This is a genomic window from Ruminococcus sp. RTP21359st1_H3_RTP21359_211015 (assembly GCF_040909065.1).
GTDB classification, from domain to species: domain Bacteria; phylum Bacillota; class Clostridia; order Oscillospirales; family Ruminococcaceae; genus Hominimerdicola; species Hominimerdicola aceti.
Map to the genome: position 1 here is coordinate 12,139 of NZ_JBDGDD010000002.1, position 26,193 is coordinate 38,331.

General features: G+C 41.2%; 18 protein-coding genes. 14 read left to right on the forward strand and 4 right to left on the reverse strand.

The window, feature by feature from the left end:
- Positions 1-31 precede the first annotated feature (31 nt).
- Positions 32-331, reverse strand: a complete 300-nt coding sequence (locus AB5Z01_RS00875; protein WP_242988917.1) for a hypothetical protein — start codon at positions 329-331, stop codon at positions 32-34.
- A 194-nt stretch (positions 332-525) separates the two neighbouring features.
- Here AB5Z01_RS00875 and AB5Z01_RS00880 point away from each other — a divergent pair, with 194 nt between their 5' ends.
- The 5 genes from AB5Z01_RS00880 (at position 526) to AB5Z01_RS00900 (ending at position 8,003) form a co-directional block, all read left to right on the forward strand.
- The gene (locus AB5Z01_RS00880; protein ID WP_287611935.1) at positions 526-1,521 is read left to right on the forward strand and encodes a LacI family DNA-binding transcriptional regulator; all 996 of its coding nucleotides are present in this window, start codon (positions 526-528) and stop codon (positions 1,519-1,521) included.
- Between the two features lie 87 nt (positions 1,522-1,608).
- The gene (locus AB5Z01_RS00885) at positions 1,609-3,069 is read left to right on the forward strand and encodes an alanine/glycine:cation symporter family protein (protein WP_368365206.1); all 1,461 of its coding nucleotides are present in this window, start codon (positions 1,609-1,611) and stop codon (positions 3,067-3,069) included.
- Positions 3,070-3,306: 237 nt separating this feature from the next.
- On the forward strand, positions 3,307-4,734 hold the full coding sequence (locus AB5Z01_RS00890) for an ABC transporter substrate-binding protein (RefSeq protein WP_332009068.1): 1,428 nt from the start codon (positions 3,307-3,309) through the stop codon (positions 4,732-4,734).
- A 175-nt stretch (positions 4,735-4,909) separates the two neighbouring features.
- Positions 4,910-5,617, forward strand: a complete 708-nt coding sequence (locus tag AB5Z01_RS00895) for a response regulator transcription factor (protein ID WP_117876516.1) — start codon at positions 4,910-4,912, stop codon at positions 5,615-5,617.
- On the forward strand, positions 5,592-8,003 hold the full coding sequence (locus AB5Z01_RS00900; protein ID WP_368365207.1) for a sensor histidine kinase: 2,412 nt from the start codon (positions 5,592-5,594) through the stop codon (positions 8,001-8,003). The genes AB5Z01_RS00895 and AB5Z01_RS00900 overlap by 26 nt, the downstream gene beginning before the upstream one ends.
- Positions 8,004-8,091: 88 nt before the next feature.
- Here the strand turns inward: AB5Z01_RS00900 and AB5Z01_RS00905 are convergent, their stop codons facing one another.
- The 3 genes from AB5Z01_RS00905 to AB5Z01_RS00915 all read right to left on the reverse strand — a co-directional run bounded on the left by AB5Z01_RS00905 (position 8,092) and on the right by AB5Z01_RS00915 (position 12,504).
- A complete protein-coding gene (locus tag AB5Z01_RS00905) occupies positions 8,092-10,614 on the reverse strand; it encodes a heavy metal translocating P-type ATPase (RefSeq protein ID WP_368365208.1) in 2,523 nt (840 codons plus the stop codon).
- 14 nt (positions 10,615-10,628) lie between these two features.
- Positions 10,629-10,958, reverse strand: a complete 330-nt coding sequence (locus AB5Z01_RS00910) for a metal-sensing transcriptional repressor (RefSeq protein WP_022286791.1) — start codon at positions 10,956-10,958, stop codon at positions 10,629-10,631.
- Between the two features lie 163 nt (positions 10,959-11,121).
- Complete coding sequence (locus tag AB5Z01_RS00915; RefSeq protein WP_117857785.1) at positions 11,122-12,504, reverse strand: LCP family protein; 1,383 nt, start codon at positions 12,502-12,504, stop codon at positions 11,122-11,124.
- 364 nt (positions 12,505-12,868) lie between these two features.
- On the opposite strand from AB5Z01_RS00915, the gene AB5Z01_RS00920 reads away from it, so the two are divergent.
- From AB5Z01_RS00920 to AB5Z01_RS00960, 9 genes are all read left to right on the forward strand, one after another.
- Complete coding sequence (locus tag AB5Z01_RS00920) at positions 12,869-14,497, forward strand: CTP synthase (protein WP_022286793.1); 1,629 nt, start codon at positions 12,869-12,871, stop codon at positions 14,495-14,497.
- Between the two features lie 181 nt (positions 14,498-14,678).
- Entirely contained in the window at positions 14,679-16,715 is a 2,037-nt protein-coding gene (recG, locus tag AB5Z01_RS00925) for an ATP-dependent DNA helicase RecG (protein ID WP_368365209.1), read from the forward strand.
- Between the two features lie 88 nt (positions 16,716-16,803).
- A complete protein-coding gene (locus AB5Z01_RS00930; RefSeq protein WP_195220281.1) occupies positions 16,804-17,370 on the forward strand; it encodes a hypothetical protein in 567 nt (188 codons plus the stop codon).
- A gap of 287 nt (positions 17,371-17,657) precedes the next feature.
- Positions 17,658-18,854, forward strand: coding sequence for a type II secretion system F family protein (locus AB5Z01_RS00935; RefSeq protein WP_022286796.1), 1,197 nt, complete (start codon positions 17,658-17,660; stop codon positions 18,852-18,854).
- 102 nt (positions 18,855-18,956) lie between these two features.
- On the forward strand, positions 18,957-20,441 hold the full coding sequence (pilM, locus tag AB5Z01_RS00940) for a pilus assembly protein PilM (protein ID WP_287216154.1): 1,485 nt from the start codon (positions 18,957-18,959) through the stop codon (positions 20,439-20,441).
- 2 nt (positions 20,442-20,443) lie between these two features.
- A complete protein-coding gene (gene gspM, locus AB5Z01_RS00945) occupies positions 20,444-21,154 on the forward strand; it encodes a type II secretion system protein GspM (RefSeq protein WP_287216156.1) in 711 nt (236 codons plus the stop codon).
- 147 nt (positions 21,155-21,301) lie between these two features.
- A complete protein-coding gene (locus AB5Z01_RS00950) occupies positions 21,302-23,506 on the forward strand; it encodes a hypothetical protein (RefSeq protein ID WP_287216158.1) in 2,205 nt (734 codons plus the stop codon).
- Between the two features lie 17 nt (positions 23,507-23,523).
- Complete coding sequence (locus tag AB5Z01_RS00955; RefSeq protein WP_022286800.1) at positions 23,524-24,333, forward strand: type II secretion system protein; 810 nt, start codon at positions 23,524-23,526, stop codon at positions 24,331-24,333.
- An 18-nt stretch (positions 24,334-24,351) separates the two neighbouring features.
- Positions 24,352-26,169, forward strand: a complete 1,818-nt coding sequence (locus tag AB5Z01_RS00960; protein WP_368365236.1) for a type II secretion system protein — start codon at positions 24,352-24,354, stop codon at positions 26,167-26,169.
- Positions 26,170-26,193 lie beyond the last annotated feature (24 nt).

Consider the following 26,193-nt stretch of genomic DNA (forward strand, 5'->3'; position numbering starts at 1 on the left):
ATGCAGAGAAACCGTGTTCGCCTTTTTGTTGTTAAAGCTCTTTTCTGATGAGTTTGAATTTCTCAAATTCTTTCGTCAGGTCTGCCAGAACGTTTTCAAGACCCTTTTCAGAGTATTCTTCGTGATATTCTGCCACGAAGTCTGTTACCTCCGTGACGCACTTTGTGCCGTACCATACTCTGACATAAAGCTCTTTTTCATCGCCGAGAATAGGGTCTATGCGGTAGCTGAAATTGGTGTAATTGCTGCCAGACCAGGTGTTTTTTTCTTCAAAATAGTGAAATGTGGGTATATCAAAATAACCATGGAGCATTGCGTATTTTCCTTTCAAAAATCATTCGTTTATGATATTATAGCATATCACTGTTCCTTTTTCAAGCATTTAGTCTGTTTCTTAATTAAATTAGCCTAAAAAACGTTTACAATTTTGTTAGGAATGTATATTGGAGAATTGTTCAAAATATGTTATAATTGATAATGGTATGACTATTTCAGCGGTATGCTGTCGCAGAAAGGATAAGATCTATGAGCATTACAATAAAAGATGTTGCCAAGGAAGCCGGTGTTTCAGTGGCGACAGTGTCAAGGGTTCTCAACGGAAGCTGTAACGTATCAGATGAGTCAACAAAAAAAGTCAATGAAACTATTGCAAGGCTCAACTATTCTCCGAATTTTCTGGGAAGAAATCTTAGAAAGTGCGAAACGAATGTTATTCTTGTAATTATGCCGACCTCTGAACATTCCCTTTATTCAAAGATAGTCATGGGTATGCAGGAATATGCAGGACAAGTTGGTTACGATATCATAACTGCAGTTTCCTATTCAACCTCGACCGCTGAAACAAGGCAGATGAATATGCTTTTTAACAGAACTGTTGACGGTGTTATCCTTCTTGGCACTCAGTATGACGCAGCTTCGCTTAATAAGCTCGCAGAGAATTATAACGTTGCTCTGTGCTGTGAGGGCGTGGAGGGCGCAAATGTGCTTACTGTCGCTGTTGACGATGAACAGGCTGCGTTTGACGCTGTCGCTGCTCTTATCAAAAAGGGTCATAAAAGGATAGGCTTTATCGGAACGAACTCTGCGGCTATCTCCTCCACTGCAAGAGAGAACGGCTATATAAGAGCATTAAAAGAATATGGCATAGAGATAAAGAATGAATATATCTATAAAGAGTCCTATGACTATGACTGCGGAGGCAGAGCGTTTGAATATTTCAATGCACTTGCTGAGAAGCCTACGGCGATTTTCGCTGTGTCAGACTTGCTTGCTATCTCTGCAATGCACAAGGCAATAGATATGGACATTGATGTGGGCAAAGATGTCGCCATAATGGGATTTGACAATATATCCATGTGTGAGTGGATAATCCCTACACTTTCAACGGTTGAACAGCCTTGCTCAAAAATGGGCGAGCTTGTTGTGGCAAAGCTTATTGAGAACATGAATAAGACTACTAAGGATAATCATTATTATACTGTTGACCATAGGATAATTCTAAGAGAGTCCACGGGCGACTAATTACTTTCGTAAAAATAGATAGGGGAGAAATAAGGCAGTTTTTCCGTAAAAACTGCCTATTTTCTGTAAGAAAGGATTTTTTAGGGCATGGAGAAATTTACAAAAATACTTGAAACGATAGATGGCTATGTCTGGGGCATACCGCTTATCGTACTCATTATGGCTGTGGGAATATTCCTCACCTTTAGGCTAAGGCTTCTTCAGATATTCCACCTGCCAAAGGCACTGAAATTTATGTTTCAGAACGAAAATGGTGGCAAAGGCGAGATATCGAGCTTTGCAGCACTTTGCACCGCACTTTCCGCAACCATAGGTACAGGAAATATCGTCGGTGTTGCAACAGCCATTGGTGTGCTTTCAGGCGGACCTGGAGCGCTCCTCTGGATGTGGATAGCTGCTCTCCTTGGTATGGCAACAAAATTTTCCGAGGGCTTTCTTGCTATCAAATACCGACGTATGGACGCTGACGGACACGTTTGCGGCGGACCATTCTATTACATAGAATATGGCATGGGTAAGAAGTGGAAGTGGCTTGCAAAGGTATTTGCGTTCTTTGGCGCTTGCGTTGGTCTTTTTGGTATCGGTACTTTCTCTCAGGTGAATGGTATCTCATCGGCAGTTCAGGCTTTCTTTGATCCTAAAAAGGAACATACAGTGAATATTTTTGGCGCTGACTATACATGGGCTGTTATAATCTCTGGACTTTTGATAACTATTTTTGCCGCACTTGTTATTATCGGAGGCATAAAGAGGATCTCAAGTGTTTCTCAGGTAGTTGTGCCTTTTATGGCGGTCGTTTATATAGTTGCTTGTCTTTCACTTATTGTTATAAACATTCAGAGGCTCCCTCACGCTGTTGCCCTTATTTTTGAACAGGCATTCAGCTTCAAGGCTATCGCAGGCGGATCTCTTCCTACAATGTTCATTGCTATACAAAAGGGTGTTGCCAGAGGAATTTTCTCAAATGAGTCAGGTCTTGGTTCGGCACCTATCGCAGCCGCAGCCGCTCAGACAAAAGAGCCGGTAAGACAAGGTCTTGTTTCTATGTGTGGTACATTTATCGACACTATCGTTGTATGTACTATGACAGGTCTTGCTATCGTAATGATGGGAAGCTATGAGGCTATCAACCCAGTAACAGGCAAGCCTTTTGAGGGCGTTGAGGTCACAAATCACGCTTTCCAGACCGGCTTCTCGTTCCTGCCGTCAATGATACCTGCATTTATTCTTATGGTCTGCCTTGTGTTCTTTGCTTTCACAACTATCCTTGGCTGGAACTATTACGGTGAAAGGTGTATGGAATATCTGTTTAACAGCAACATGAAGGTGGTCATGGTCTACAGATATCTCTATATCCTCGCTGTATTTATCGGACCATATATGACGGTTTCTGCCGTTTGGACGATCGCTGATATCTTCAATGGACTTATGGCACTGCCAAACCTTATAGCGTTGCTTGCTCTCAGCGGTGTTATCAGTAAGGATACAAGGCGTTATGTGGCGAAGTATTCCAGAGCAAAACGAATCAATAAGCTGGTAAGAGCGTAGATATCGTATTTTATATGAAGCGGAAACGGCTGAATGTTGTTTCCGCTTTTTTTATGCTGTAGGCTTAATCACCAAAAAAACGAATGATTATTTGTTGAAATCACCAAAAGTATTTAAAAGAATGTAACAGTGATTGTAACTTTGTTGACAACGATTACATTCGGTGATATAATATCATTTGTAAGAATCAAGGAAGCGTTTTCTAATGAAAACGATCTGTAACGGAGGTTATATATAATGAAAAATTTCAAGCGTGTTATTGCCGGTGCAATGGCTCTCTTGTCAGCAGTGAGCGTAGCTTCATGCGGCAGCTCATCAGGCGGCGATTCAAGCAGCTCTTATGTTGATAAGGTAAAGGTAGCAAGCACCGACGATATTGCTACTATCCCTGATGGTTCGGAAAAGGAGTTGGAGTGGCTTTCTTATTTTGACATAAACCCAACTAAGAAAGAGCCGGAAAAGAGAACCGACCTTACTCTTTTTGAGGAAAAGGGCGGTAAGATCAAGTATTCTCAGACATCATCAATGAACAAGTATGATAAGCTCGCAGCGAGACTTATGTCTAACGATCCACCGGATATGTTCTGGTATGAGCAGTCTATGACATTCCCTGCAAACTGTATCAAGGAAATGTTCCAGCCTATTGATGATATCGTTGATTTCGACAGCGCTATGTGGAGCGATGTCAAGGACGTTGCAGAGCAGTTCACTCTCAACGGCAAGCACTTTGTTGCACCTATCAACTTCCTGCCAGGTTCTGTTATCACATATGATAAGTCTATGATAGACGCTGCTGGTCTTGATGATCCATATGAGCTTTATCAGAACGGCGAGTGGGATTGGAACGCATGGTATGACATGATGTCAGAATATGTTGAGGGTGCGGCAGCTGACGAGGAGAGATACGGCGTAAACGGTTGGTTTGCTCCATTTATCTTCCAGTCAACAGGTAAGACTCTTATTACATATGACGCTGATAAGGACGAGTATGTTTCTAACCTGAATGACGCTGACTTTGTAAGAGCATCTGATATGCTTTATGATATCGCAAAGAATGGTATGTACTATTCTGATTGGGTAGGACAGGCAGGCGACGCATTCAAGAAGAATATCCTCTTCTATGCAATGGGTCCATGGGCTTCTACAGGCACACATTCACCTAAGGACGGCGACAATTGGGGCGTAGTTCCAATGCCAAAGGATCCTAACTCTGATACGCTTTATACAACTATCGACATGAATGCGTATATGTGGGTAAAGGGCTCAACAAAGAATGACGCTATGAAGTGCTGGATGGAGTGTGCAAAGATAGTTTATACTCAGGATACATATAAGGATATCGAGAAGGAGAAGTTCTTTGTAAACAATCCTAACTGGACAGAAGATATGTATAACGTAGCTTATGTTGACCTTGTTACAGACAAGTTCACTAAGATATTTGACCCTGGTTATGGTATCTCTACAACTCTGTCAGATAATGACGCTGCAACAAACGATACTAAGGAAGCTGTTATCCCTTATCTGTATACTTCAGTTATGAAGACAGACGAGAATGGCTCACAGTATACTTGGACACAGCTCAAAGAGCAGTATAAGGGCACTGTTGATTCAGAGCTTAAAACTCTCAACGAGCAGTATCACGCATATCTGGAAAAGAATAAGTAATATAACTTGCCATATAAAGACGGACGGAATTAATTTCGCCCGTCTTTTTTGTTGTAATATCAGAGAAAATGTGATATAATCAGAGAGTACATTAAGATTTAATTAAGAATTATGTTGAGCTTTTTTAAAGAACATGACTTATAATAATAATCGTAAAAGAAAGGATCGTGCCGATATGGAGATAAAGGAGCCTGTAATCCTTGTTGTAGATGATGATAAAGATATAGTGGGAGCTATCGCAAAGCTGCTTGAAATGGAGGGCTATAAGGTAATAAAAGCCTATGACGGTCTTGAGGCTTTGGAGAAGCTCACTGAGAACAGCATACAGCTTATACTCATTGACGTCATGATGCCTAAGCTGGACGGACTTTCTACAATGATGAAAATAAGGGCAACAGAGAATATCCCTATACTTGTGCTTTCCGCTAAATCTGAGGATACAGATAAGGTGCTTGGGCTTTCAATGGGCGCTGACGATTACATAACAAAGCCTTATAACCCTATGGAGCTTGTGGCAAGGGTAAGAAGCAACCTGAGAAGATATATGCAACTTGGCGCTATCGACACGGCAAACAAAACGGATATTATAGAAATAGGCGGTCTGGAGCTTGACACTAAGGCAAAAAGCTTAAAGGTTGACGGAGAACCTGTCAAGCTCACCGCCACGGAGCTTAAAATTCTTGAGCTTCTTATGAAAAACGCAGGCAGGATATTTTCTGCCGAGGAGATTTATTCTAAAGTGTGGAACGAGGACGCTTATGCCGTTGAAAATACGGTAATGGTACATATTCGTCACATCAGAGAGAAAATAGAAATAAACCCTAGAGAGCCGAAATACTTGAAGGTGGTGTGGGGAATTGGCTACAAAATCGAGAAAATTTGAGCAGGCAGAATGGTTTAAGATATTCTCAGCTAAAAAGATGAGAATTATAGCATTTGTGCTTGCCTGCGTTATTGCAGGCGGCTTTTGCTTGTCTTTGGTGCTTTATGCTAACAGCCATGCTGACAGCAGCAGTAAGTCTTATCTTAAATCAGAAAGCTATAAGCTGGCTTCCAATGAAATGTATGAGGAACTGTGCGTTACAGCTTCGGCTTATCTCAGATATGTTGATGAGGATCGGAATTACACCCAGTCTAGACACTTGCTCAATGACTATCTGAATTATCTTGATTACAACCGCTATAAATACAAAAAGACAGAAGACGGTATACGGCTTGTAGACAGTCAGTTTGATTACTATGTGGGGATTACTCAAAATGGCGAAACAAGATATCTGTCAAATATAAAAGATATAGAAAATTATGACAGCGAAACGGATAAGATAAAAGCTTTTAAATCGTCGCACAAAAACTATATACTCCGCCGTGATAACGAGGTCATGAGCGACAGAACTTCATCAGGACAGATAGTTGACTACTATTACAATACAGCGGAGTATCAGGATAACGTGACAGAAGAGTTTTATGCCGACAATCTTGTGCCCGTAGGAGGAAGTTATTATGATAACTACGGCAGATATTTTTACAATTACGGCAATTATGATCCAATAGCTTTCTATAATGTAGACTCAAGATATAATGTTATTAAAGGTCTTGATTTGAAAAACGGTCTGAAATATTCCGACAGGCTTGAAGATGAAGAAATTGGTGACGATTACGGAAACACATGGGCAAAATGTGAAAACCTCTATGACCTGCCTGATTACAAAGCGACAGACAATGACGATTCAGGTATAACGGTATTCTTTGCACCGAAAGCTGAAAAGCTTACGGCAATGGAAAAGGAATACACCGAGGCTTTGAATGATATGTATCGTGCAAAGCTTTTTGTGATCGTTTTTGGCGTTATTGAATTTATGCTTGTGTGCTATCTGCTCCTGATCTGTGCATATAATGCAGAGCCTGAGAGCGTTGAACGCTGGAAGCAAGGCAATTTTCTAAAAAAAGTGCCTACGGAAGTTTACCTTATCCTAATGGTATTGGCTATTACATTTGCTTTTGTATTTGGCGCCTGCTGGAATTATTATGTGAGCATCACAAAAAATATTTTTGACAATGCTTTGGCTAATTCCGTTTTCAGAAATATACTTGCTGTAGCGTTGTTTGCATTGGCATATTTTGCAGGCTTCGGCTCGCTTATGGAGTTTGTTGGCAAGATAAAGACAAGAAGCATATTCAAAGAAAGCCTTATTTGCAGATTATGTAAGTTCCTATGGCGTAAGTACAAGGAAACATCACTGTATCACTATTTTCATGGACTTCCGCTTGGAGTGAAACTATCCATAAGAACGATAGCCATAGGCGTTATACTGTTTTTGGAATCCGCTTATTATTCCAGTGCAGATGTTGAGCCGTTCTTACTTGTTGTGGCTTTGATACTGATGGTGTTAGATATCCGTGACTTCTCACAGCTTTCAAAGCTCAGCAAACAGATAGACAGCCTTGGAGAAGAAAAGCCTTATGAGGGCAAGATAAGAAAAACTTCGCCGGTGTATGCTGAATCTGAAAAACTCAACTCAGTTCAGGATAAGGTGAGAGAGTCTGTGGAGCAGCAGATACAGTCTGAGCGTTTGAAAATAGAGCTTGTGACAAACGTTTCCCATGACCTGAAAACACCGCTGACTTCCATTATCAGCTATATCGACCTGCTTAAGAAAATGGATCTTGACGATGAAGCTTCGAGCTATGTGAAGATACTTGATAAAAAGGCGCAGAAGCTCAAAGGCATTGTGTCTGACGTTTTCAGCATAGCAAAAGCCACAAGCGGCGTTGATGTGAACCTAACAAAGCTTGATTTTGTGATGCTGTTAAATCAGTGCATCGCAGACGCAGAGGACAAGATAGCTGACAGTGGCAAGATAGTAAAGATAAACATAAATGCCGACAGCGCAATGGTAATGGGCGACGGCGACAAGCTTTACAGAGTATTCCAAAACATTGTTGACAACGCTTTGAATTACTCTATGGACGGCACAAGGATATTCCTTGATGTGTACAAAAAAGCGGACAGAATAGTATTTGCCGAGAAGAACATTTCGGCAACGCCGATAAACTTCACAGAGGAAGAGATACTTGAAAGATTTGTGCGAGGGGATAAGTCACGAACAGACGGCGGAAGCGGTTTGGGATTATCCATATCAAAGAGCTTTACGGAAGCCTGCGGTGGTATCTTCAATATCGAAATAGACGGAGATATGTTCAAGGCGATAGTAGAAATGCCGATAATTCAGGAGGATATGGCAGAGAAAACCGATGACAAAACGGAATAGCGTAAATAATAAAACGGTGGAGAATGACAAACACTCTCCACCGTTTTTACTTATACTCAATTACTATGCGAGGGATAAAATATCTGCGTTATTTTATCCCCTTTACCTTATACCCTGCGTCCGTCACCGCCTTAGAAAGCACCTCGTCAGCCACGTCCTTGTCAAGTGTGATGTAAGCGCACTTGTCCTCAAGGGAAACATCTGCTGTAACGCCGTCTATCGCATTAAGCACCTTCGTTACTGTGCCTGTGCAGTGTGAACACATCATGCCGTCGATCTTCATTACCTTTTTCATTTTTTCGTCCTCCGTTTTAGTATTTATTTCAGCCTTTGCGGCTTTGTTTTCTCTGCCACTTTTAAAAAGATTGAGCCTTAACGCATTGGTCACAACGCAAACTGAGCTTAAACTCATTGCCGCTGCACCGAACATAGGATTGAGCTTCCAGCCAAGCAAGCCGTAGAATACTCCTGCCGCCAGCGGAATACCAAGCGAGTTGTAAATAAGCGCCCAGAAAAGGTTTTCCTTGATGTTCTTCATAACGCTCCTGCTGAGCTTGACAGCCGTAACTGCGTCATTCAGATCGCTTTTCATAAGCACGATATCAGCTGATTCGATAGCAATATCCTGTCCTGCACCGATAGCTATTCCAACATCTGCCGTTGTAAGGGCAGGTGCGTCGTTTATTCCGTCGCCTATCATGGCTACCTTTTTGCCCTGCTCCTGCAATTCTTTGATTATCGTAGCCTTGTCCTCAGGCATAAGCTGTGATCTTACCTGTGAAATGCCAAGCTTTTTCTGTATTGCTCTAGCTGTTTTCTCGTTGTCCCCTGTGAGCATTACAGTTTCAATTCCTGCCTTTTTGAAGCCCTCTATAGCCTCTGCACTTGTCTCTTTTATCTTGTCTGCAATGAACAGAATGCCTGCAAGTTTGTTGTCGATCGCTGCATAAAGTGGTATCTCACCATTGTCAGCGTGAGCATGAGCCGTTTCCTCAACCATCGATATGTCAACTCCGCTGTTGTCCATAAGCCGCTTGTTACCGATAAGAACGTTTCTGCCCTCAACAACAGCCGATATACCACCGCCTGCTGTTTCTGTGTAGCTTTCAGCAGGGAAGAGTTCAATGCCATTTGTCTTGCAGTGGCCTGTAACAGCCTTTGCAAGCGGGTGCGATGAACCGCTTTCTGCCGAGCCACAAAGCTTTTTAAGCTCTGAAACATCAAAATCACCAAACGCTTGCGCTGAAATAAGCTCAGGCTTGCCTTCTGTGCAAGTACCTGTTTTGTCAAGAACAACAGTGTCAATGCTGTGAGCAGTTTCAAGGCTTTCAGCGGATTTTATTAGGATACCGAACTGTGCCGCTTTACCCGTTCCTACCATTATTGCAGTGGGCGTTGCAAGTCCCAATGAGCATGGGCAGGATATAACAAGCACTGATATTGCCATGTTAAGAGCAAATGCGAAGCTATAGCCAAGCAGCAGCCAAACTATCAGTGAAATAAGAGCTATCGTTATAACTATAGGCACGAACACAGCGCTTATCTTGTCTGCAAGCCTTGCTACAGGCGCTTTTGAAGCAGAAGCGTCCTCAACGAGTGCGATTATCTGTGAAAGTGTTGAGTCTTTAGCTTGCTTCTCACACCTTACCTTAGCAAAACCGCCAGCCGATACGCTTGCACTCATAACTCTGTCACCCACTGCCTTGTCTACAGGTATGCTCTCGCCTGTGAGTGCAGATTGGTCAACAGTGCAGTTTCCATCAATAAGAACTCCGTCACATGGCACAGACCAGCCAGCTTTGAGCAGGAATACATCTCCCACCATTACGCTCTCCGCAGGAACTTCCACCTCCTCGCTGTCACGGATAACAACTGCCGTCTTAGGCGCAAGGCGCACAAGCTTGTTCACAGCATTAGCCGTCTTGTCTTTTGAGCGAGCCTCAAGATATTTTCCCACAGTGATAAGTGTGAGTATCATGCCGCATGACTCGTAATATAGATTCATCATATACTCATGTGCCGAGCCAAGGTCGCCCCTGCCCATAAAGTAAGCCATTCTGTAAGTGCCGTAAACACTGTATATGAATGAAGCCGCCGCACCAAGAGCTATAAGGCTGTCCATGTTAGGGGAGCGGTGGATAAGATTTTTGAAGCCGTTTGAAAAATAGTGAAAGTTTATTGCAATGATAGGCACTGTGAGCAAAAGCTGAGTGATTGCGTATATCATCATGTTTTTGTGCCCTGCAAAAATAGGAGGTATAGGTATGTTCGCCATGTGTCCCATGCAAATATAGAACAGCGGTATCAAAAATCCCACAGACCACCACAGACGTTTCTTCATCTTTTTACTTTCGTCCTGAGCCGCCGCAACAGGTGATGCAGTTTTGTTTTCTTTGTCGCCTATCTCGCTTGCTCCATATCCTGCACTTTCAACAGCATTTATGACCGCTTGAGCGTTAGTTACGCCCTCGTCAAGATCCACCGTCATTTTGTTTGCAAGCAAGTTCACATTTACGTCCATTACGCCATTGACCTTACTCACAGCCTTTTCCACATGAGCCTGACACGCCGCACAACTCATGCCAGTTACATTGAATTTTAACTTTTTCATAGATATTTGCCTTTCTATTTAAGCTTCTTCATAAGCTCTAATACTTCATCGACAACTTCAGTGTTGCCACTTTGTATCTCCTCTGTCATGCAGGTCTTCATGTGTTCCTGCAAAATAAGATAGCCGAAGCTTTGCATTGCACTTTCAACCGCTGCAACCTGAATGAGTATATCTCCGCAGTAGCGGTTATCGTCAAGCATTTTGATAATGCCGTTTATTTGTCCCGAAACTCTGCTTAGCCTATTCTTTAGCTGTTTTATTTCCTTATCATCACGAGGAGTGTGCTTGTGCCTGCAAGTATCACAGCAGCCGCATGACAGTTCTTTATCATTTCTGTTGTCCATGTTTTTTGCCTCCTTACTATATCAAATACCCTTATGGGGTATCTTTTACTGCATATATATTATATACCCCTTATGGGTATTTGTCAACCATTTTTTTATATTTTTTGCACGAAGCAAAAAAATATCCGCCCTCCCCAAAGGAAAGCGGATATCAATTATTCAGTTAGTAGCCGTAATACCCAGTGTCATAGCTGTAGTTGTAAGCATTTTCTTCCTGATACTGCTTGATAGCTTCGTCAATGTTTTTACAACTGCCGTAAACTATATATTGAATGAACGCAGAGTTTGCGGCAAAGTCCGGATTAAGCACGTCCATGCTATAGATGACTTCGTTTGTGAAATAGCCGTCAGCAGGTATTCTAAGCTGCTGGATATCATATTTCATATAGTCAAAAGCATTGAGGAGCAGATTTGCGATCTCACCATCAGTAAGGTCTGTGTTTATCTCAGGAAGGACTTTGTTCAGAAGCTTGTCAAGCTGAACAAGACTGAGCTTCTTGGATTCGGTTATGATCTCTGAGATAACACGTCTTTGACGCTCGGTACGCTCATAGTCGGAATTTCCTACATATCTAAGTCTTGCAAACGCAAGTGCCTGATTTCCGTTAAGATGAAGCTTTACCTTATCCTCATCACTCTTGCCCGCAAATATGTCGTCGCTTATATAGTCAGTGCCTTTCTTATTTTTAAGGTATTTGTTCTGTTCAGCCATCGGCTTCTTCATGCCCTCGGCTTCAGCCTTTGACACTTCCATGTCGATACCACCTACAGTCTCAACTATATCTATAAACGAGTAGAAATTCACTCTTGCGTATCTGTCTATCTGGATACCAAAATAATCCTCAATACACTGTTCAAGATACTCACAGCCACCGTGCCAGTAAGCGCTGTTGAGCCTGTTGCCCTCGTCAAACTGCGCCATGTAAATGTACATATCACGCATAAGGGAGGTCATTGTAATAGTCTTGTTCTTGGTGTTTATGGAAATTATCATCATAACATCAGTATTTCCACGGCTTTCCTCTTCTGTATCACGGATATCCTCGCCAATGAGCAGAATGTTCGTTACATCCTCGCTGGATATCTTGGAGGACTGCTTTTGTAGCTGAGCCTTGAGCTCGTCCTCTTTTTCCTTTGCGTCAAATGTATCCGCCTCACTTGTAAGCTCGCTGGAATTTATAGGCGCTCTGCCTGAATTTATCTTAGTGTCTTTAGTTCTGTCAAGCATTCCTGTGTAGTGGAAAAACAAACCTACGATAATGGCAATTATAATAATGAATACTACAAATATTATTCCAAGAGCAATACCCGTCTTTTTCTTCTTGCTCCAGCCTCTTTTCTTTTTTGGCGTCTTATCCTGCTTTGAATCAGACTCATGTGTCGGATCAGCTTTCTGCTGTTCCTTTGAGGGGATAGGTATGACCCCCGTAGGTCCGTTTGAGTTTGAAGCATCAAGTATCTTTCTATTTTCTATTGCATTGGATATTAGCGACTGTAAATCCTTATCTCCCTGAGTGTTGGAGGTGTTCTTGTTGTCGTTGTCCATAAAATAAACCTCGTTTCCGATTAAAGTCAGCAAGCCGGAAGTCTATAGCTCGTTTAAGCATAATACAATAATAGTATATACTATTTTACCTCAAATTACAACATAAATTTCGTACGAATTTGACTTTAAAATTACATCAATTTTTATAAAATCAAATAAAACCGCTTTAATTTATAACAATTTTACAAGAGATTATTGCAGCTATTTGATAATTTATAAAAAATTCAGAGAAAAATAGAAAAAACACTTGCCTTTTGTATAAAAATTTGTTATGATATTAATAAGAGCGAAAAGGTGAGTTGTGTCCACATGATCTCACCTGATTTTTTTGTGTTTTATTTTTGATATATGGAGGAGAAATGATATGCCTACAAAATATGTCTTTGTAACAGGCGGTGTAGTATCAGGTCTTGGAAAGGGCATAACCGCTGCGTCACTGGGAAGATTGTTAAAAGCAAGGGGCTACAGCGTTACCATTCAGAAATTTGACCCGTATATAAATGTCGATCCAGGCACAATGTCACCTTATCAGCATGGTGAGGTTTTCGTAACTGACGATGGTGCGGAAACTGACCTTGATCTTGGTCACTATGAGAGATTTATCGACGAAAATCTTTCTATCAATTCAAATGTCACCACAGGTAAGATATACTGGACAGTTCTTAATAAGGAGAGAAGAGGAGATTATCTTGGCGGCACAGTTCAGGTCGTTCCTCATATCACCAACGAGATAAAGGATCGTCTTTACAGAGTAGGCAAATCAACTGACACAGATATAGTTATCACAGAGATCGGCGGAACAGTTGGCGATATCGAGTCCACACCATTCCTCGAGGCTATCAGACAGGCTTCTATCGAGCTTGGAAGAGAAAATTCCGTATTTATACATGTGTGCCTGCTGCCTTATATCTCAGGCTCAAAGGAGCTTAAATCAAAGCCTACACAGCATTCCGTAAAGGAACTGCTTTCTATCGGTATCCAGCCTAATATCCTTGTTCTTCGTTCTGAAATGGAGATACCTGAGGATATGAAGCAGAAGATAGGTCTTTTCTGCAACGTAAGAGCAGAGGACGTTATACAGAATCTTACAGCGCCATCACTTTATGAAGTGCCTCTCTGGCTTGAAAAAGAGGGCCTTGCAGATGTTGTTTGTCATCATCTTAAGCTTGAGTGCAGACAGCCAGACCTTAAAGAGTGGCAGGAAATGATAGGCAGAGTTCATAGCTGTAACAAGAAAGTAACTATCGGTCTTGTTGGCAAGTATGTTGAGCTTGAGGACGCTTATCTTTCCGTAGCAGAAGCTCTCCGTCACGGCGGTTTTGAGAACAGCGCAGAAGTTGATATCAAGTGGATACAGTCTGAAAATCTCAATGAGAACACTGTAGCTGAAATGCTCCACGGCTGCGACGGCATAATCGTACCGGGCGGTTTTGGTGACAGAGGAATCGAGGGCATGATCGAAGCTATCAAATATGCAAGAGAACATAAGATACCAATGTTCGGTATCTGCCTCGGTATGCAGATGTCTGTTGTTGAGTTCGCAAGACACGTTGCAGGACTGGAAGGGGCAAATTCTTCCGAATTTGGTGACACTCCATATCCTGTTATAGATATCATGGATTCACAGAAGGATATCACAGAAAAGGGCGGCACGATGCGACTTGGCCTTTATCCATGCAAGCTTGCAGACAATTCAAGATGTGCTGAGATCTATTCAGCACCACAGAATCTTATCCGTGAGCGTCATCGTCACCGTTGGGAGTTTAATAATGAATACAGAAAGCTTCTTGAAGATAAGGGTCTTATGCTTGCAGGCCTTTCACCTGACGAAAAGCTTGTTGAGATAGTAGAGCTTCCAAAGAATGTACACCCATGGTTCGTTGGTGTTCAGTTCCACCCAGAGTTCAAGTCAAGACCAAACAGAGCGCACCCTCTGTTCAGAGATTTCATCAGAGCTTCTATCGAGTATTCTGAGTTTGGCGAGAAAATATAATAACATATAGTTTTTATCAAGGACAGATGATTTTTTCATCTGTTCTTTTTTTGTGCAAAAATGCAAAACGCACAGGGAAAATGGCGTAAATATGTATGATTTGAATAAAAGTCATTGACCTTTTATGTGATATATGATATAATCGTATTAAGTGAAGTAAAAGCTGACAGGTGGTGAGGATTTGTTAAAAGATCTTGAAAAACCAATAGAGTATCTAAAAGGCGTTGGGGAAAAGCGTGCCGAATGTTATGAGAAATTAGGCGTGAAAACGGTCTATGACCTGCTTTGTCATTATCCAAGAAGTTATATCGATTATACCTCCCCCGTGCCCATAGCCGACGCACCAACTAACGAGCCTTGCATAGTAAAGGGCAGAGTAGTTAAAAAGCTCCCTGAAGCCCGTATCAGAAAGGGTCTGTCAGTGTACAAAGTCATTTTTACCGATGACGTCACCGACCTTGTAATAGTTATCTATAACAGCGAGTATATGTATAAACAGCTTGAAGTGGATAAAGAGTATTACCTCTGCGGCAGGATAACAGGAAACCTTGTGCGAAAAGAGATAAATTCTCCTGTGATACTTTCTGCCGATACTGAAGATAAAGTCCAGCCTGTCTATCACCTCACAGAGGGTCTTAGTCAGCAAATGCTCAAAAAAACAGTAAGGCTCGCCCTGAATGTTTTTAATAAGAATATCTATGAGCCGCTGCCAAAAAGCATAATGCAAAGGTATAATTTCTGTTCTCTTGAATATGCTTTGGAGAATATACATTTTCCAAAAGATATGCACATCTGCGAGCTTGCGAAAAATCGCCTTGTCTTTGACGAGCTTCTTGTTTTGCAGCTTGGTATGCAGCTTATGAAAAGCCGAAGCCGTGAAAAAAGCGGCTTTGTGCTGAAACCGCAGGATATGGACAGCTTTTATAACGCTCTGCCTTTTATCCTTACAAACAGCCAGCAAACCGCCATAGAGGATTGTATCAGAGATATGCAGAAAGAACAGCCTATGAACAGACTCGTTCAGGGCGACGTTGGCTCGGGTAAGACTGCAGTTGCGGCAGGAGCGGCATATTTTGTGTATGAAAATGGCTGTCAGAGCGCACTTATGGCGCCTACTGAGATACTTGCAGAACAGCATTATGAAACCTTGAAAGGCTTCCTCGAACCGCTAGGCGTAAAGGTGGCACTGCTCACAGGCTCTATGACTGCAAAGCAGAAAAAGCTTGTGAAAGAGGGGCTTGAAAACGGTGAATACGCCGTTGCAGTGGGAACACATGCTCTTGTTCAGCAGACAACGAAGTTCAAAAAGCTTGCCCTTGTCATAACAGACGAGCAGCACCGCTTTGGCGTTGAACAGCGTGCGGCACTTGCTTCAAAGGGTGAAAATCCCCATAAGCTTGTTATGTCAGCCACGCCTATCCCTAGAACTCTTGCCCTTATGATATACGGCGACCTGGATATTTCTGTACTGAAAGAGCTTCCTAAGGGCAGACAGCCCGTTGAAACATATGCCGTTACAGGAAAGCTTCGCGAGCGTGCTTTTAACTATGTTAAAAAATATCTTGACGAGGGCAGACAGGGTTATATAGTCTGTCCAATGATAGAGGAAAGTGATATGGACTTGCAGGACGTTAAGACCTATGTTAAAAAGCTTTCTCAGGGTACGTTTAAAGATTACACTGTGGGACTTCTTCACGGCAGAATGAGCGGTGCTCAGAAAGAACAGGTCATGAACGACTTCAAGGAGCATAAAATAGACCTGCTCGTTTCCACAACAGTTGTGGAGGTAGGTGTTGACGTGCCTAATGCGGCAATAATGGTAATAGAAAATGCTGACAGATTTGGTCTTTCCCAGCTTCACCAGCTTCGTGGTCGTGTGGGAAGAGGTAAATATAGATCAAGTTGTATCCTCATTACAGACAACGTGAATGAGGATAGCGTGAAAAGACTTAAAATTTTGGGCAAGACTAACGACGGCTTTAAGATATCTGAGGAAGATCTTAAACTCAGAGGTCCCGGTGACTTTTTCGGAAGCAGACAGCATGGCCTTCCTGCATTGAAGATAGCGGATATGTCACAGGATATGGATATACTAAGAAAAGCACAGGAAGCCGCACAGCTTATCAGAAACGCAGACCCTAAACTTGAGCGTACAGAAAATATATATCTAAGAGAGCTTGTGGATAAACTCTTTGATAAAACTATGTCAGATAATTGAAAGACGTAAAGTTTGGAAACTTTATTGCGTAAGATGAGATGTAAAGCATAAAGACTTTATAAAGTAAAAGAATAAAACGGAGGTAGTTATGGAGGCAATAAAATTTTTAAAGTACATTCTGTCGAGAATTGGGATAATGGTCGTTCTTACGCTGTTTTCGGCCTTTGCTGGCATTGTGCTGATACCGGCTCTGGTTACGGTCTTTCCGTCAAGCACATCTGCTTTCAAAAGCTTTATGACAAATAGTAATGTAGACTCATTTATAGGCTTTGCGGTCATGCTTATATTTTTCCTAAGACTTTTTTATGACGACGGCAAACGCCATGCCGCATATGAAAATTGGAGCTGGGTCAATATTACAATAGTGTATCTTCTTATGCTTCTAGTGTATTTTATTCCTGCAATATTCAGGGATTCATTCAGTCAGGAGGGCAAGGGAGATATCTTCTATAAGGTGCTTTATTATCCGTGTATATGGCTGAATGAAGGCATGGGCATGAACTACCTTGTAAGCGTGATAATCGGCATAGGACTTCTTCTTGCAGCGTCCTATTGTTTCTATCTGATAGCCTATAAAGTGTATGTTCATAAGCATCCTGTCATTCTCAAAAGTATGAAATCTTTTAGTGCGGGCAAGACAGATAATAAAGTATAAATTGTATTATTTGAACATAAATAAGAGTATTTACTATCAGAAATCTGTATGAACTCGCTTTAAGTGTTAAATATTATTTAAAATGTTAGTTTAATTATTCTATTTGTACAAATTCGATAAATTTGTGAAGATTATTTTGTAAATAAATTAACGCTTAAAAAGCACTCAATCACTTGCGAAAAGATGAAAATAATGTTATAATTATAAAAATGCGTTTTGTGTATTTTTAAAGTTTTTTGTTATGAATGCACAAAATGTATAAATAAGTGGAGGTGTATCTACATATTATGAAGAAATTTTCCTATGTTGCTAAGGATACCTCGGGAAAAACCATAAAGGGTATCTATGAGGCTGAGGATGCACAGGAAGTACTGGACAAGATCCACGAACAAGGTCTTTTCTGTATAAGTTATACAGAAGCATTGGGCGGTGCAGGCAAACAATCTGTGCACAAGTTCAATACTAAGGAACTTGCTTTCTGCTGCCGTCAGCTTGCGGCAATGATGACATCGGGTCTTACCATTGTTAAAGCGCTCGACATTCTCTATAAGGAAGAGGAGAATAAGGGTGCAAAGGATGTTTGGAGAAGCGTTTATGACGATGTTCAGAAAGGTCAGAGCTTTACCGAGGCCCTCGATACAAGAAGAGGAAGCTTTCCGGACTTTTTCATCTCAATGGTAGACGCAGGTGAGACCTCAGGTACGCTTGATATGACAATGCAGCGTCTGAGCGATTACTATGCAAACTCAAACAAGTTGAACAATAAGGTAAAGAGTGCGATGACTTATCCTATCATACTTGGCGTTCTTTGTATCGTCATGGTAATCGGTATGTTTACGTTCATCATGCCTATATTTGCAGGTCTTATGCCAGAGGATCAGATGCCTGCACTTTCTAAGGCTCTCTTCTCATTCAGTGACTTTTTCAAGGCAAAATGGTATATCATTCTTATCGTGGTCGTTGCTTTGATATTCGGTTGGATATACGCCTTGAAAGTACCGTCAGTCAGACTTAAATTTGACTACATAAAGATAAAGATGCCTGCCGCCGGAAAGCTTATGGTAAAGATCTACGAGGGTCGTTTCGCAAGAACTCTTTCATCACTTTATTCAAGCGGTATCCCAATGGTAGAGTGTCTTGAACGTTCGTCAAGAATACTTGGAAATGCTTATGTCGATAAGATGTTCATTCAGGTAGTTGATGAAGTTAAGCAGGGCGCACCGCTTTCAGCGTCACTTGCAAAAACAGAGATATTTGAAGGAATGTTTACTTCCATCATCTATGTCGGTGAGGAATCAGGTGCTCTCGATGAGATCCTTGAGAAAACTGCTGACTACTATGAGGAAGAAGCAGACGCAGCCGTTACAAGACTTGTAGGACTTATGGAACCATTGCTCATCGTATTCATGGGTGTTGCGATCGGTCTTTGCCTTGCGGGTATCTTCCCACTGCTCTACGGTTCATTGTCAGGTCTGGAAAACTAAGGGTCTGCATTTTATGTTCGTTAATTTTAAATATCTCCTCTCCTTTAAAACGGAGAGGGAAGATATTTGTTTTGAAAAATAATTTAAGAGGTGAAGGAATAAATGCTATCATTTGATATTTCTGATAGACAAATCAACATTGTTAAAGGTGATAACTCCTCTAACAAGATAAGGATCGAAAGATCTTTGCAGGTAGACGTTCCTGAGGATATGATCCTTAACGGTGAGGTCATCAGCCTTTCAGGTCTGTCCGAGTTACTGCTCACTCAGATCAAGGCTGAGGATATGATGGATAAGGACGCTATCGTTACTTTTTCATCGAGCAACATCGTATTCAAGGAGCTTGTAGTTCCAAAGGCAAAGGGTAATGAGTTCCTGCTTATGGTACAGAACCATATGAGCCAGGAAATGGGTATCACAGATGAGTATTCTATCTCATATACAGTAGTAGGTGAAGCAGGCGAGGATAATCCTGGCGCAGTGAAGGTACTTGCAACAGCTTGCCCTAGTACGATAGTTGAAAGCTACAGAAAGCTTTATAACATTATGGGCATGAACCTCAGATCTGTTAACATCGGATGTAACTCTATCGCAAGAATCGTTCTTGCTGACAAGTCCAACATGGAGAAAATGCCATTGTTGGTTTGCCAGATCGATAAGAACTTCCTTGGTCTTACACTTTTTGAGAATGGACAGATGGCATTCGCCAGATACGTTCCTATCTCAGAAGATGATTATGATTCTGACGATTATATCACTGAAGCTCTTAACGAGAACATCTTCAGAATGGAGCAGTTCAATAAGGCAAGAGGCGGTTCAGGACTTGAAAATGTTATTCTCTATGGCTTTATCGAGGACTACATCAAACTCGTTGACGCTCTTGACGGTCTTGATATAAAGGCTTCCGTTCTCGGTGTGCCTGCTCAGATCACAGGTTTCGAGAACTTCGAGTTTACAGTATTCGCTAATGCTATCGGTGCTCTCTATAAGAGAAACAAGGCAACAGAGAAGATCAACCTCCTCGAAGTCGATCAGTCCACAGGTAAGGGCGGCAACAGCGGAATGGGTTCGCTGCTCATGACAGGCGGTATCTTCGCTGCGGCAGCCGCAGTGCTTATCGCAGGTGCAACACTTGTTATTAATCTCAGGAAGAGTTCTATCGAGAAAGATATAGACAAGACTAATGATAAGATAGCTGTTTGCAATGAGAAGATCGCTCAGAACCAGATACTTCACAATAAGATGAAGATCATGCAGGATTATTCAAACTATGTTACATCAGCAAATGCAGCTCTTGAAACACTTCCGGTCGTGTCAAGTGAGATGTTTGACGACATCAAGGAAGCTCTTGGTTCTTTCAAGTATGAAGGCTTTACATATAACCTTGAAGCTGGTACAGTAACACTTACTAAGGTTGAGCTTGATGATCAGTCAGATGTAAAAACAGCAATCGATGCCCTTGTAGGTACAGGACTCTTCCAGGAAGATGTAGGATACAACGGATATTCGATCGGTGAAGACGGCAGCTCAGGCGTAACGCTTGATTCGCTGACACTTTATCTTAAAGAAGAGGGCGAGGGTGAATAATTATGAAGTTGAATTATCGTGATAAAATGATTTTGATAGTGGTATTCGTACTGCTTATAATTGTTGCAGGTTTTATGCTTTTTATTAAGCCTGCCATTGATGAGTGTAGTCAGGCAAGCAGTGACCTGGAATCAGCAAAGGTACAGCTCAGCGAGCTTGAAGATCAGGTAGACAAGGATAAGAACCTTGCCGCTGAGATTCAGACACTTTACACAAGCACCTCACAGGTCGCAGCTAACTTCTATGATTATCAGGTAGCATACAAGGCTACTGATAAGGTTCGTGAGCTTTTTAATGTTGATGATGTAAAGATCAAAAACTCCAATATGACTATTTCATCATACGGCAGCACAGTTCTTTCGCCTTTTGCTTATGAGTCAACAGCAACAGCTACTGATTTTGACACTAAGGTAGATGAATACAATAATGGAAGCACAGCTGATTCATCAGCTGCAGACGCTAATGCAGATGCAAATGCAGCTGATACCAATGAAACAGCTGCACAGACAATAGGTTACTATAGCCTTAACATTCAGTTCAAAAGCTCACTTTCAGGTTTCAAGAATTTTGCTGACAACCTGACGACAAACAACGAAAAGAGCATGGTGATCGAGAATGTTAGCATTGAAAATGTCAACGAGAGCGAGATCTCAGGCTCTATGACACTGAATATGTACGTTCTGAAGAAGCTTGCTGATCCTTCTGCCAGCTAAAAGAAAACTATTTGGTAGGATAAGGAATATTTCTTATCCTGCCAATTAGTGCTATATAATGATTAAAAATTTTATATAAGTAATCAACCTGTGTAAAATGAAAAAAGTATAGCATAAGTGATAATAAAACTAAGAAAGGTGGTTAATATGAAGAATACTCCGAAGAGGAAACAAAGAAACAAACCCGGAGTCGTGCTTTTCACAGCGGTTGCTGTCATGCTCATGCTGTCAATACTTTTGACTGCAACTGTTTCTTTTGTTTCGGTAAACAGGACAAAAACAAATGATAACTATAAGAGCAAACAGGCTTATCTGACAGCTTCATCTACTCTTGAAAGCTTTATTAATCAGATACAGACTGATACTGCTCCAACCAATGACCCTACTGCAAAGGCTCAGCAGAAAAAGGCCATAGATAACCTTAAAAAGCTGGCAAGTGCTAATAGCGGAAAGGGTACAACTACTAATGTCAGCTATAATGGATCAAATGGTAAAAGCGATAATATCGGTACCACAAAGATAACTGTAGCACAGGAGGGTACAAGTGTTGCAAATATCGTTGTTACCTGTGAAACTACTTATCTGGGAAAAACTGAAAAGGTAGCAGCTCATATTTCCACGCAGTCAGTTACAAAGCCTGCCGAATATACAAATACTATCGAGCTTGTTGGTAACGGCGGTGCAGGTTACGATAACCTTAACGTTATCGGTGATATGGCTGGTATCAATAATACCACTGGTAAGGTTTATAGATTTACAAACAATACTAGTATCTATGGTTCTTATCTTATGTATGGTTCTTTGGAGGTTTCAACTCAGCCTCTTATCATGCTCAAGCCTAGTCTTGTAGATGAAAAGCAGGGTTCAACTGTTACAATTTCTGAAAACCTTGATGTTTCAAATGAATTCCACATCAACTCCACAATGGCAAGAGCAGACGGATATAACTATGTTAATATCGGTCAGAAGCTTTCCACTTCAAACCATATGGACGTTGGTTCTTCAGGTTTTGATGTCGATTTGTTCTGCTGTGAAGCTAACATCGGCGGAAATGACTATACACAGTATGGTAACTTCTACGTTTATAAGGGCGCAGGTGCTTATAATGGCGATGCAACATTTGGTGCAAATGGTCAGACGATCAATGGCTCTCTCTATGTCGAGGGTGATCTTAATGTCACAAAGTCACTTAAGGTAACAGGCTCAGTTTATGTTACCGGCACTATCACGGGTAAAGATAAGATTGTCTGCCAGGCTTCAAATATTCATGAAGGAGCTGTTCTTAGCAAAGCAGGTCGTGACGCAAAGCCACAGATACCTGTATCTGCTGATGCCTATGTATATTATCCGGAAGATTTCTTCATGAGCAATGATACTAATGTGACAACGATCTCTGACGAATATCAGGCTTTCTATGATGGCTCAAACACTAAAACTTTCAATACCTTTGCAAGCGATCCAAGCTATTGGAATAATGTTGACTACACGCTTACTGAGCTAATAGACCTTACAGGAACAGGAGCTAAGACTCCAGTTACAAGCCGCTACAAATTGAGAATAACATCAAGCTGTACATGGGCATCTGATCTTTCGTTCAATGATTATGGCAATGGTTCAAGGATCCTCGTTGATGTTTCTGATTCTTCGGGTGATATCGTTATAAGACTTCAGAATGGTCTTAATCTTGGAGCAGAATGGTCACCTGTAATAGTTGTTAGAAATCGTTCAACTATAATTGATACGACTACAGGTGACAGAAAATACAACTGCTATTTTGTTTCAGACTCAGGCAGTGCTATTACACTTAATGGTATCGACTCAGTAACAGGCAAGTCACAGCATTCAGGCTCTAGTGCTTGTAACTATAGCTTTAAGGGACTTAAGGTATTTGATTATGATACTTACGTTCGTATGTTTGATTCTTCTGTTCTCAATAATACAAAGGGTAACCCTGGCTTACCACAGAGCGGCTTTGTTCTCAACCCTACATCTGTAGATGTTGCAGGCTCTTACAGACCGAAAAACAGCAGCATCATCTTCCTGTTTGGTGAGAACACAACACTTAACGCTACAGATCAAAGCTTCTTCCAGGGCTCATTCTATTCACCACAGGCTATCGTTAATATCGCAACAAGCGGTCTTGGCGGACTTGTGGTAACAGACTCAGCAGGCGGAAAAATGACCGTTCAGTGCTGTGCGGTCGGCGTAGTTATCGCAAACAGCTTTGGTAACGCCAATACAGCGTTCTATGTATACACTAAGCCTTCAACTACTTCTGTAATGCAGAATGCGAAGGGCGGTAAGGACGATTCAGCGTTCGGATATACTCTTGACAGATATGATCACTATTAATTGAAAGGAGTATACTCATGAAAAAGAACAGCAAAAATAAAAAGGGTATGACTCTTGTAGAGGTCATCATAGCAATGGCACTTTTGTCAGGTATGTCAGCTATGCTTGTTACAGTTGCTGTAGCGGCAAAAAAACAGAATCTTGAAAACTACTACCGCAACAATGAAATGTATACTCAGGCAGTAAATGCCGAGCAGTATAATGATAACAAGACCGTCAATATGAACGAGTTGAAGGTAAACAAGTTCTCTTCAAGTGGCAAAACTACAAATGAGTTTGCCCTTGAGGCAGACTTTGGAAGCGGTATAAAGTTCAATACTACAGCCTATGGCTTTAAAGCAAAGCTTAATAATATTGATGAAGACGCAGGCTATCAGCTCAAATTTCTTCAGGGTAAGGACATAAACATTACGCCTAATCCTGAAAAGAGCGTTTACTGGGTAAAGTTTTATAACAATTCAGGGGCAGATATGAATTTCTATGCTCTTACGCCTGAGCTTACAGGCGGAAAGTTCTTTGATGTAAATAATAACTCATCAGGAAATTCACTTCTTATCCCTATCGGTGACGGTGGAAATCAGCAGTTTGGCGTTGTGCTTTCAGGCGTAACAGGAAGCGATTATTTCGGCTTCTCACAGTCATCTGATCTTTACAGCAGCACTCCAACAGCCGATGCAGCTGCATTTAAGATCACAGATGCGACCTTTGACCATTATCTTGAAAAAGATGCGTCAGGTAAAGCTACAGGTTATGTAGTTATCCATTATATGGGTGGCTCTGATTACAAAAACCAGGCTGAATATGACGATGCACAATCAACACCATAAGGAGGGAGGATCTTGAAAATGAATAAAAACCGCAAGGGTTTTACCCTTGTTGAGCTTATCGTTGTGGTAACGATTTTCGGCGTGATCCTCGGAGCTATCCTTAATATGATCAAACCTGCAAATAACGTTTATCATGACGCTGATGCAACAATGGAAAGCAATGTCATAGGTTCAGGTCTTATAGACTATCTTGATGATGAGCTTAGATATTCGACCAATGTTCTTGTGCTTAAAGATTATATTGGTGTGCCTGATGTTTCAACCTCTGGTACTATCGGTGCAAGCGGTGTGACCTATTCAAATTGTATCGTTATTGACAATAATAATCTTCGTGGCTATAGTCTGAAAAACTATTCAGGCAGCGACACGGATACAGCTGCAAAGAGAATGGGTGCAAAAGGCTGTATACTCAATGTAGGTAAGGTAAATACAGAGGGCTTAAACTTTAATAATTCTGCTGTTGCAAGAGGCGTTGATTTTTACGACAATTATAAGTTTGATATCGGTGCAAGTATCAGCAAAATTGAGGAAATGTATACTCTCGACGTTTCTCTTACAGCCTATCAGCCAACATATGAGAACGGAAGCTATACTTTTACGAAAACAAAGTATAAAAAGGACGCAGCAGTAAATCTCACAAATATTAACATAGATGAAGGCGATTCATACAATGTTAATGACTATAAAGATTTCTCTGTAGCTCCTGATTATGTCACATATCCTCGGGCAACTACTGCTCCTGCAGGTTGCACAGCTCAGCAGGAAAAGTATTACAGCTCTGACGCTTCAAACAAATATACTTATATTTTCTATGATAAGACAACAGTTTCAAGTTCAAAAACATACAGTGTAAAGTTTATCTACTCTGCAAGCGACCCTGAACCAACGCTTCGTGGTAAACAGATAGATACTAAGTCTGTCAAGGCGGGTACAGTTTATAAAGCTCCACCTTCTATGTCATCAAGAACAGGTTATGGCACGCCTTATTGGGTAGACAGCAAGAATAACGTTGCTGATTTTACAACAGGCGTAACAATAAATAAGGATATGGTATTCTCCTGTGTTTATCCGCCTGTTGCACCGAAAGCCCAATTTAATGTAACGTTTGAGAATATCAACGGTTCTACATTTACAACAACAAAAGTCTATGATGGCGACTTTGCAAATGACCCGGGAATTCCAACTGACATGGATACTATAAAACAGGATTTTGTTAAGTGGGTATACAAATCAGATAACTCAAAGGGTCTTACTGATGTTTCTATTACAGATAGCTCAGTTGTTTTCGTTCCAGTTGTACAGAACAAGCATAAGGTTGAGTTTAAATTAAATGGTTCTTTAATAAATGCCTCAACTATTTATGTTTCTGATGGACAGTATGCAACTTATCCAGGTGCTATCCCTGTTCCGTCAGATACAACAAAAATATTTGATAAGTGGGTTGTAGAGGGTAAGAGTGATGATATCAGTTCTACCCCTATAACATCTGACACTGTTTTTGTAGCACAATTCAAGGATAAACCAACATTGCCTAGTGGTTCATCGAGAATAAAGGTTCATATTCTCACCAAGCCTTCAAATGGTAATCATATTGTATGCAGTGGTAATCCTGTTGATTTCGAGGTGACAGGTCAGGTTATTCGTACTTCAACATATTGGGGCAGTTATATGAATGATCAGTTAAAGGTTGGTACGGATTTGGAAATACTTTTCTACAGTGATACTATTAATCTTCAGATAGGTTGGACCAGTGCTACTGTAAATTTAACCAATAATGGTGGAGAATATGAATACTGGTTTAAAGATGATAAGCTTTATACTAGTGATCCATCATAAATTTTAGTTTTCAGCGGCTGTATA